The sequence below is a fragment of the Enterococcus sp. OL5 genome (genome assembly GCF_006491895.1).
Lineage (GTDB): Bacteria > Bacillota > Bacilli > Lactobacillales > Enterococcaceae > Enterococcus_D > Enterococcus_D innesii.
The window spans coordinates 316457-326560 of the sequence record NZ_VHIL01000004.1; the positions used below are offsets into that span (position 1 = coordinate 316457).

At 43.2% G+C, this 10104-nt stretch carries 7 protein-coding genes and 1 riboswitch; of the genes, 6 read left to right on the forward strand and 1 reads right to left on the reverse strand.

What is annotated here, in order from left to right:
• Positions 1-19: 19 nt before the first annotated feature.
• Positions 20-119, reverse strand: a riboswitch (TPP riboswitch).
• 323 nt (positions 120-442) lie between these two features.
• Positions 443-1987, forward strand: coding sequence for a metal ABC transporter solute-binding protein, Zn/Mn family (locus tag FJU10_RS07390; protein WP_140965539.1), 1545 nt, complete (start codon positions 443-445; stop codon positions 1985-1987).
• Between the two features lie 66 nt (positions 1988-2053).
• Positions 2054-3064, forward strand: a complete 1011-nt coding sequence (locus FJU10_RS07395) for a plasmid pRiA4b ORF-3 family protein (protein ID WP_081118489.1) — start codon at positions 2054-2056, stop codon at positions 3062-3064.
• 92 nt (positions 3065-3156) lie between these two features.
• Here FJU10_RS07395 and FJU10_RS07400 read toward each other — a convergent pair whose 3' ends face one another.
• Positions 3157-4272, reverse strand: a complete 1116-nt coding sequence (locus FJU10_RS07400) for an NAD(P)/FAD-dependent oxidoreductase (protein WP_140965540.1) — start codon at positions 4270-4272, stop codon at positions 3157-3159.
• Positions 4273-4390: 118 nt separating this feature from the next.
• Here FJU10_RS07400 and recQ point away from each other — a divergent pair, with 118 nt between their 5' ends.
• The 4 genes from recQ (at position 4391) to FJU10_RS07420 (ending at position 9937) form a co-directional block, all read left to right on the forward strand.
• Entirely contained in the window at positions 4391-6157 is a 1767-nt protein-coding gene (gene recQ / locus FJU10_RS07405; protein WP_140965542.1) for a DNA helicase RecQ, read from the forward strand.
• A gap of 57 nt (positions 6158-6214) precedes the next feature.
• A complete protein-coding gene (locus FJU10_RS07410; protein ID WP_140965544.1) occupies positions 6215-6634 on the forward strand; it encodes a GNAT family N-acetyltransferase in 420 nt (139 codons plus the stop codon).
• Between the two features lie 57 nt (positions 6635-6691).
• Positions 6692-7432 carry a MurR/RpiR family transcriptional regulator gene (locus FJU10_RS07415; RefSeq protein WP_140965546.1) on the forward strand — a complete coding sequence of 247 codons (741 nt, stop codon included), beginning with the start codon at positions 6692-6694 and terminating at the stop codon, positions 7430-7432.
• A gap of 360 nt (positions 7433-7792) precedes the next feature.
• On the forward strand, positions 7793-9937 hold the full coding sequence (locus tag FJU10_RS07420; protein WP_140965548.1) for a glycoside hydrolase family 3 N-terminal domain-containing protein: 2145 nt from the start codon (positions 7793-7795) through the stop codon (positions 9935-9937).
• Positions 9938-10104: the final 167 nt, after the last annotated feature.

A 10104-nucleotide genomic window follows, 5' to 3' on the forward strand; every position in this document is an offset into this window, starting at 1 on the left:
AAAAAATGGGAACGCGAAAAATCATGCGCTGCCACTTCCCTACGTTGGTACTAACCAAATCAGGTTCTAAGGGACCAGACATACGTCTATCTCAGCATAAAGCGCCCCTAGTGGATAATCTTCTATTCAATTACCCCTCGAGTGTAGCATAGGAGGCGACAAAGGACAATAGATAGTGACTTTTGCAAATCGCTCGATTCCTACGAATCAAAGGAGTTACTTAGCGATCCTTCCGTGATATCAGCAGTGGTACATATGAAGGTTTTTACATATAAAAAAACATCTAAAAAAGAAGTTGACAGGATTCAAATAGTTGTGTAAAGTATAAAACCGATGGTAAAACGTAAACGTTACGTTTTGTTTTTGTAAATCGTAATTGATTTATCAGCGTTTTTCCAAAGGGAAGAAAAAGAGGAAAATAAAAAGGAGTGTATTTTCAAAAATGAAGAAGTTTTTTAAAATAACTATGTTATCTGCTGTGGCCCTGACTTTGGCTGCTTGTGGACAAGGAGGATCTGATGCGACCGAGCAATCAGGAAACGCCTCCTCTGAGAATGAACAAATTCAGGTCATGGCTACGTTTTATCCGATGTATGATTTTACTCGTCAAGTTGTAGGGGATGAAGGGGAGGTTGAATTATTGATGCCCGCAGGTACTGATTCCCACGATTATGAACCTTCCGCAAAGGACATGGCAAAGATCCAAGATGCGGATGTCTTTGTCTACAACAATGAAAATATGGAAATGTGGGTTCCTTCGATTGAAGCCACATTAAATGATGGAGACGTGACAGTGGTCAAAGCCACCGAAGGAATGGTCCTGTTACCCGGTGACGATGATCACGACCACGATCATGACCACGATCATGGCGATGATGGTCATTCTCATGAATTAGATCCCCATGTCTGGTTAGCTCCAAGCTTAGCCATGAAACAAGTAGAGGCGATCCGTGACCAGCTGAGTGAGGCTTATCCAGCGAAAGCGGCAGCCTTTGCTGAAAATGCGGCGAATTATTTGGCACAGTTACAAGACCTCCATGAATCATATGAAGAAGCGTTCAGCAATCCAGCGCAAAATCATTTCGTGACCCAACACGCTGCTTTTGGTTATTTAGCTTTGGAGTATGGGCTAACGCAAGTGCCAATCTCAGGTCTTTCACCAAGTGAAGAGCCTTCCGCTTCACGAATCGCAGAACTAAAAGAGTTCGTCCAAGAAACAGGCATTCAAACGATCTATTTTGAAGAAAACGCCAAAGACAGCATTGCCCGAACGTTAGCGTCAGAAGCAGGCGTCGAATTGGCTGTTTTGAATCCATTAGAAGGGTTGACCCAAGAACAGATGGACAACGGGGAAGACTACATTTCGATTATGGAACAAAACCGTGATGCTTTGAGAAAAACCACCGATGTTGCAAATGACAAAGAAATGGCTGAAGCTGAAAAAGAAAAAACAGTTTATAACGGCTATTTTGAGGATGCCGACGTAAAAGACCGTGCTTTATCTGACTGGGCAGGAGATTGGCAATCCGTTTATCCATTTTTACAAGACGGAACACTGGACCAAGTGTTTGATTATAAAGCAAAAATGGACAAGAAAATGACGGCTGACGAATACAAAGAATATTACACGACTGGTTATCAAACAGATGTTGCTCAGATCAAGATCACAGACAACACAATGACATTTATTTTCGATGATGGTACCGAGAAAGAAGCCAATTATGTGTATTCTGGCAAAGAGATCTTGAACTACTCAGCTGGCAATCGTGGTGTGCGCTTCTTATTTGAAAGCACCGATGAAGATGCGGCATTCAAATATATCCAATTTAGTGACCATATGATCGCTCCTGGCGCATCCCATCATTTCCATATCTACTTTGGTAACGAGAGTCATGAAGCGTTACTAGAGGAAATGGAACATTGGCCGACCTATTATCCAACGGGGATGAGCGGATTAGAAATTGCACAGGAAATGCTCTCCCATTAAAAAAAAGATTGACAATCCTCGCTCTTTTCGTCAAAGTAAACTTGATAGGAAGGAGCGAGAATTTTTTTGGAAAAAACATTGAAGAAATTAGCGAAAGTGATTGACCGCATGATGGATCACGTTGATTTGTATGGCGGACCTAGTGTGGTTAGTGACGACGATCTTGAACATTACTTAGATCCTGTTTTTTACTTGATCTTTTGTACGGAAAAAGAGGGCGGCATGCCCAAGTTAAAAGACAAAGCCTTCATTGAGTGGGTATATACAGATATGCTTCCCCATGAAGTACCGTACAGTTTAAATTTTCTTCCGTTTGCCAAAACAGCCATTGAAGACTTTTATTACTGCATGTACAAAGAAAAGCACATCACCAAATCGCAATACCAAGAAATCGCCTTTGTATTGGCTGAAAAACAACCTATCTTTTTCGCACGGATGTCCAAACCACAGTTTTGGTCAGCTGAAAAGAAAGAAGCGATGTTAGCGATGATTCAAGACACCGATCCCGAAGAACATGAACTATTGCCCATTGATGACCCGCGTATTGCTGCAATCTCGCCAAAAATCGTCCCATTTCCAACGAAACATACGGCTTTTGATGATACGGCGGATACGCCGGTCGCCTATCAAGTTCGTATTGATTTAGAAGGATACCGTCCGCCAATTTGGCGTCGTTTGATCATTCCTGCAGGAGTGACCTATGAGCAGTTGCATATGTTGATCCAGATTGCCTTTGAGTGGATGAATCAACATTTGTACTTGTTTATTGCCGGTTCGAAATCGATCGGCTTAGGCAATTCCGTTCCAACCGATGCTTCCGGTATTGACCAAGATTTTCAGTATTGCAAGTCCATGACCTACATTTATGATATGGGGGCAGATTGGACGCATAAGATCAAAATTGAAAAAGTGTTGACCGCAGAAGATCACCCAGATCCCGTCGTTCCAGTTTGTATCAAAGCTGTTGGCGATGTCCCGATCGAAGATGCCTTTGATGATGATATGCGAGAACCATTGGATCGTGAGATCATCAATGAAGTCTTACTCGATTATTGGGAAACTGGAGAATATGTTTAGCTAGTAGCTAGAAATTGTCCGTAATTTTATAAGAATCAAACAACAAAACCACCAGACCGTAACGATTCTGGTGGTTTTTTAGCAGTTTCCTGTCAAAGTCGTTTCTTGATATATTCTGTCATCGGCTTGGTGTAAATTGAGAAATCTGTTGGTTGAGTGTGCGTATCATTAATCCGATTGGCTAGCAGGTAACCAATATAAGGCCCGGTCGTTAACCCAGAAGAACCAAGTCCACTGGCGGCGAACAAATTTGCTTCATCAGGCACTTCCCCAAAGAAAGGTGCAAAATCAGAGGTGTAAGCACGTGTGCCGACTCGCATAGTCATTGGCGTTGCATAGAGTGCTTCGGGGTCTTCAAGAAAAGCACCGATTCCTGTCATCAATTGCTGTTTGGCAGCTTCCGTAGGCGTTAAATCCCAACCCGCATCATTTTCATGGGTGGCTCCTAGTAAAATTTGACCATTAGAGAAGGGAATCAAGTCACCTTCACCCTCTAGCATGGCGACCGGCCAACTGTTTGTCGGCAGGTTGGTGGCAAAGGAAAGCAACTGGCCTTTTTGTGGACGGATATCGACCTGATAACCTAAAGGTGATAATAAGTCTAGCAATCCCGGTCCAGCTGTCAGGCAAAGAATCTCGGTTTCAAGAAAGTGATCCTTGGTTTTGATTTGCCAATGGTTGTCGTTTCTGACGACCTCAGCTTTTTCTTCAATAAAAGTCACTTGCTGCTGCTGAGCGTTTGCTTTTAAGTGGGCAAGATAAGCCTGACCATCTAAGCGGCCACCGCCTGTGATTCGTAAAGAGGGCATTTCTTTTAGTAACGGCAATGCCTCTTTGGTTTGTGGGCCCGTCAGTAAGTCGATTTCGCCGATTTCTGGTGCCGCTTTACGTCGATTTTCAGCTAATTCTGCCAGTTCTTGAAGCGCTTTTTCTGGTCGCACCACCAAAGTGCCACAGGGGGCATAGATGGATTCATCTAAAGCAAAATCCCGTACCAATTTCGGGAAGAAAGCGGCGCCGTCTTGTGCTAACTGGTACCATTTTTTATTGCGGCGTTTGGATAGCCAAGGGGAAATGATGCCAGCGCTGGCAGATGTTGCTTGACCGATGAGGGAATCAATGACAGTCACGTCAAATTTGGTTTTATCAAGATAATTGGCGAGGGTCAAACCGATGATCCCACCGCCGATAATCACAACTTTTTTCATAGTAGAAGACTCCTTTGGTTGATTTCATTGAAAAGCGAATAAAAAGCGAAAGTTCTCTTAATGCCGTTTTCTTTGCGTACTTAATTGCGTATAATAAGGAAATGGAAAAGAGGGTATTATGCAAACTATTCAAACAGTCTTAAAAGAACATTTTGGCTATTCACAGTTTCGTGAAGGTCAAGAGACGATTATTCAATCTATTTTAACACAACAAAATGTTTTGGGGATCATGCCCACAGGTGGAGGGAAATCCATTTGTTATCAATTGCCAGCGCTTTTGTTGGATGGAGTGACCTTGGTCATCTCCCCTTTGATTTCATTAATGAAAGACCAAGTAGATAGCCTCGTTGATATGGGGATCCCAGCAGCTTATATCAATTCTTCCTTGACAGGGGCACAGATCAACCAGCGCTTGCAAGAAGTACGCCAAGGGCGGATCAAACTGCTGTATGTTTCGCCAGAACGCTTAGACTCAGAATCTTTCCGCTACTCATTGCGGCAGATGCCGATCGCTTTATTGGCCGTTGATGAAGCCCACTGTATTTCCCAATGGGGCCATGATTTTCGCCCGAGCTATCTGCGACTCGCCGAAACGATCGAAAACTGGGAGCAAAAGCCAACGATTGTTGCCCTTACGGCGACAGCTACACCTAAAGTTGCCGAAGACATTGAAAACTTACTTTCAATTCCTGCTGAAAATCAAGTCAAGACCGGGTTTGCTCGGGAAAATTTGGCTTTTCAAGTTGTCAAAGATCAAAAAGATACCTACATTACGACGTATTTGAAAATGAACCAAGGACAATCAGGTATCATTTATGCCAGCACCCGCAAAGAAGTGGAACGGATCTATCAGCTGTTGAAACATGAACATGTTTCTGTCGGGTATTACCATGGCGGACTTTCAGAAGAAGAGCGCTCCTTTTTCCAAGAAGAATTTCTTTATGACCGCCTGCAAGTGATGGTAGCGACCAATGCATTCGGGATGGGAATCAACAAAAGCAACGTCCGCTTTGTGATCCATGCCCAGATACCTGGAAATTTGGAGTCTTATTATCAAGAAGCCGGGCGTGCCGGACGAGACGGCGAACCCAGTGATGCGATCTTACTTTATGCTCCGCAAGACATGCAGATTCAGCAATTTTTTATCGATCAATCCGAATCAGATATTCTTTATCGCCAAAACGAATACTTGAAGTTGCGGGAGATGAGCCAATACGGACATACTCAGCTGTGTTTGCAACGCTATATTTTGCGTTATTTCGGAGAAGATGGACCCGATTGCGGTCGTTGCAGCAATTGTCTCGATGAAAGAGAACAAGTGGATATCACCGTGGATACACAAAAAGTGTTGTCATGTGTGAAACGAATGGGCGAACGCTTCGGGAAAGCCTTGGTGGGGAAAGTGCTGACTGGCTCAGGCGATCAAAAAGTCAAACAGTGGGGCTTTGAAAAATTACCGACTTATGGATTAATGAAAGATTGGTCCCAAAAGGAAGTCAATCAGCTGATCGATTACTTGACAGCCTCCGGGTACCTTTTGCCGTCCGAAGGGCAATACCCATTGCTAAGTGTGACAAATGCCGGTATCGATGTATTGCTTGGAAAAGCGAAAGTTTATCGAAAACAAACCAAAGTCAAACAGTTAGTGGTTGATGATGAACTGTTCGATCAACTGCGCACCTTACGATTGAATCTCGCACAAGAACAAAACTTGCCACCGTATGTCGTCTTTTCTGATAAGACCCTGCGAGAATTAGCAGAAGTGCAACCAAAAACACCAATCGAATTTTTACAGATCAAAGGTGTCGGGCAAAACAAATTGGATAAATATGGCGATGCCTTTCTTACCTTGCTTTCGGACTACCGAGGGAAGGTAAGCGACTAAAACAAACGGCTTCCTCAGAGATAAAATGCAGAATAACAAAGAAAAGGAGTAAAAATCATGATTGCGATTCGACTGGCGGTAGCAACAGATGAAGACTTCTGGCTTTCATTGGATACCCATTTGCCAAAGGAACGATTCTTCAAAAAGGTAGCTGAACAAACGGCTTATGTCTTGATCGATAATGGACAGCCAATTGGGTTGTTACGCTATAATTTTTTCTGGGATACGATTCCTTTTTGTACGATGCTAGTAATCGCCGAATCCCATCAAGGTAGGGGATTTGGGAAGTGTTTGGTCGATCACTGGGAACAACAGCAAAAAGAAGCAGGGCATGCTCTTTGTATGACGTCCACACAAGTCGATGAAAATGCCCAGCATTTCTATCGAAAATTAGGGTATCAAGATGCCGGCGGTTTGCTTTTGAATTCTCCCGGATTTGAACAACCGATGGAATTATTTCTTGTGAAACAGTTGTGATGTTTTTGCTAGCTTGTGGTACATTGATAGGAGAATGAGAAAATAGGAGCGTTTACTATGTCTTTTTTTGGAAAAATCGATTTCAATGAGTTATCAGAGACCGATCGTGCGATTTATCATTATATGTCGAGCCAAAGTGATAAGATTCCCTATATGCGGGTCCGTGAGATCGCGCTTGAATCCCACACCTCAGCTTCTTCTGTTATGCGCTTTATCCGTAAATTAGGGTATGAGAGCTTTACAGAATTTCGTACCCAGTTCAAAGCACCTGAGTTAGAGGCGGTCAGTTTTTTTAGCAGTATGACCGTTTTGGATCCGGAACGCTTCCCGCGAGACATCGAAGGAAAAATCCGGCGAATCGCTGAAAGAATGCTGGTATGTGAGAATATTATATTTTATGGCATCGGTGCGTCAGGTTCAATGTGTGAATATGCTGCTCGCCGTTTTGCTACGATCGGATTTAATAGTTATGCTTTGGTGGATAATACCTATCCAATCTTTGCGAAGCTGAAACATACTTCAGACAATATGATCGTTGTCCTTTCAATTACTGGAACGACCACTGAGATCATTGAAGTGGTCAATGGCTTTCGTAACAATCCTGACTTCACCACGGTAGCGATCACCAGTGATGCCAACAGCACCTTGGGACGGATGTCCGATTACGTCTTGGACTATTTGGTTGATGTAAAACGCATCAACAAATATGAAGATTTGACGACACAAATTCCTTGCCTTTTCTTAGTGGAAGCGTTATCGGAGACGGTTCGTCAGTTTTCTTTAACAGCAGAAGAATAGGAAACGGATTTTTTTGTATGTTTAATCATAAATCAACAAACAGCTTCATTCCATCAAAAGGAAGTTCCTTTGTTGGGAGGATCCGGCTGTTTGTTTTTTTATTAGAAACGTGGAAGAGACAATGACGAATGTATCAGGAGATTTGGTGCTATACATATTTGTGGTACACCTTGTACCATGATGATGATTTTTCCTTTCTACGAAGAGTTGCACCAAAGTATAAAAACAATCTATTTTTGAAAACGTTTTTAATTATACTAAATGAAAGGAATAGAAACCTTTTTGCTTCTGTCGAGAAGGCGCAAATCAGGCAATTTCGACAAGCAAAAGAAGAGAGCCCAATGATTGGAGAGAAGAATAGTGGAAACCGTAAAACTAAAAAAACTGATTGACCGAATGACCGTAGCTGAAAAAGTGGGCCAATTGGTTCAACTAACGCCAGATTTTTTTGCACAAGGAGGAGAAATCACCGGCCCGATGCAGCAATGGCAAATGAGCGAAGAACAATTAGGGACGATTGGTTCAGTGTTGGGAACCCATACTGCTGAACAAGTCTACACGATCCAAACGTCTTACCTAGAGAAAAGTCGGTTAAAAATTCCCCTTATTTTTATGGCAGACGTTATCCATGGATATGAAACGATTTTCCCAATTCCACTGGCCTTAGCATCCTCCTTTGATGCGCAATTAGTGGAAGAAGTCGCAAAAGCCTCGGCAAAGGAAGCGGCAGAAGCGGGTATCCATGTCACGTTTTCACCAATGGCGGATCATGTCAAAGATCCGCGCTGGGGAAGGGTTTTAGAGAGTAATGGAGAAGATCCGACCTTATCTGAGGTGCTGACGGCTGCTTATGTACGAGGGTATCAAGGAACTGCTTCCCTTGCAGAAAATAAACAGCGAATTGCTGCTTGTGTCAAACACTTTGTCGGCTATGGCGCTGCAGAAGGTGGGCGGGATTATCATACGGTCGATTTGTCTGATCTTGAGCTTTACCAAAATTATCTGCCCGCTTTTCAGGCAGCAATTGAAGCTGGTGCAGAATTGGTCATGACTTCTTTTAACACGATCCATGGTGTGCCAGCTACAGCCAATCAACCATTGCTGCAGGATGTATTACGAGAAAAGCTTGGGTTCGATGGCTTGATCATCTCAGATTGGTCAGCTGTGGCTGAATTGATGGCCCATCGTGTGGCTGCTGATCGAACGGAAGCAGCGAAAAAAGCCTTTACTGCAGGTGTCGAAATGGATATGATGAGTGATTGCTATTTAAATGCACTAGAACAAATCATTGATGCAGATCCTGCTATGAATGAGCAGTTGAATAAGGCGGTTTTTCATGTGTTACATTTAAAGAACAAGCTAGGCCTGTTTGAAGACCCTTATAGAGGGTTAACACCGGAAAACTTAGCACCTAGACTCCTAAAAGAAACCCGTCTGCTTTCACGAGAAGCAGCAAAGAAAACAACAGTCCTTTTGAAAAATCAAGCATTATTGCCTTTACAGAAAAAACAAAAAGTGGCGCTGATCGGTCCAAAAGCAGATTCAAAGGATCTTTTAGGGGCTTGGTCGTGGATCGGCAAACAGGAAGAGGCAGTTTCATTAGCCAAAGGTCTTTCTCAAAAAGAGATTGACCTCACTATCTTGCCTTATCCTGATGGGAAAGTTTTGACGGCAGCCTATATTGAGGAAGCGTGTAGATTAGCAGAACAATCTGAAGTCGTTTTGTTGGCTCTGGGGGAAACCAGTGAGGAAGCGGGGGAAGCGGCAAGTTTGACCAAACTTTCTCTATCAAGAAATCAAGAAGCATTAGTTGCAGCAGTTAGTCAGGTCAATCCCAAGATCGCAACGATTCTTTTCTGTGGCAGACCACTGGTTTTGTCCGCCATCGAGCCTCTTTGTCAAGCCATCATGATTGCTTGGTTCCCTGGATCAGAAGGCGGTAATGCATTGGCAGATTTGTTGATGGGCGAGTCTGAACCGCAAGGACGTTTAGCTATGAGTTTTCCTCGAGCAGAAGGACAGTTGCCGATGACCTATGCTCAACTCTCTACAGGTCGGCCATTGACAGAAGAGAATAGTGATCAAAAATATATTTCGCGCTATATGGATGAAAAAAACGATCCTCTCTTTTCTTTTGGCTCAGGAATGGGCTATGGTCGATGCACGATCACCCACACTCAAATCATTAATCCTCAGGAAAAGGATGCGCCATTTGAGATCAGATGCACGCTGAAAAATGAGGGAGATGTGCCGCATACGACGACCTTGCAACTCTATAGCAGAGACGATGTTACTGAAGTGGCACGACCGATGAGAGAATTAAAGCAATGGCAAAAAATCAATCTTGCTGCTGCTGAAGAAACGCAGCATTCCTTCTATGTTACACCAGAGGATTTTGCTTATGTTCATTCCGATTTCTCGACAAAAAGTGATCCTGGTACGATTTCTTTATACCTTGGCTTTGCTGCTGCCTCAGCGAAGTTGATTGGTACGCTCACGATTTAAAAGCCTTTCGAGGCTTTTTTTGTAGTACAACTTGTACCATGATGGCACAGGTTTCAAGGTGCTGGTACATGCGCCAACTAGTTCTAGAACCATTGTGGGTGAAACGTTTTTATATATAGTTGGTTTATCGGATGACCAATCTTAGAGTGGTCGTTGATTTTTTTTAG

What these genes read in the sequence shown, in the direction of transcription:
- FJU10_RS07390 (WP_140965539.1), top strand. Translation starts at nt 443, where the DNA reads ATGAAGAAGTTTTTTAAAATAACTATGTTATCTGCTGTGGCCCTGACT.
- FJU10_RS07400 (WP_140965540.1), bottom strand. Translation starts at nt 4,272, where the DNA reads ATGAAAAAAGTTGTGATTATCGGCGGTGGGATCATCGGTTTGACCCTC.
- recQ (WP_140965542.1), top strand. Translation starts at nt 4,391, where the DNA reads ATGCAAACTATTCAAACAGTCTTAAAAGAACATTTTGGCTATTCACAG.
- FJU10_RS07410 (WP_140965544.1), top strand. Translation starts at nt 6,215, where the DNA reads ATGATTGCGATTCGACTGGCGGTAGCAACAGATGAAGACTTCTGGCTT.
- FJU10_RS07415 (WP_140965546.1), top strand. Translation starts at nt 6,692, where the DNA reads ATGTCTTTTTTTGGAAAAATCGATTTCAATGAGTTATCAGAGACCGAT.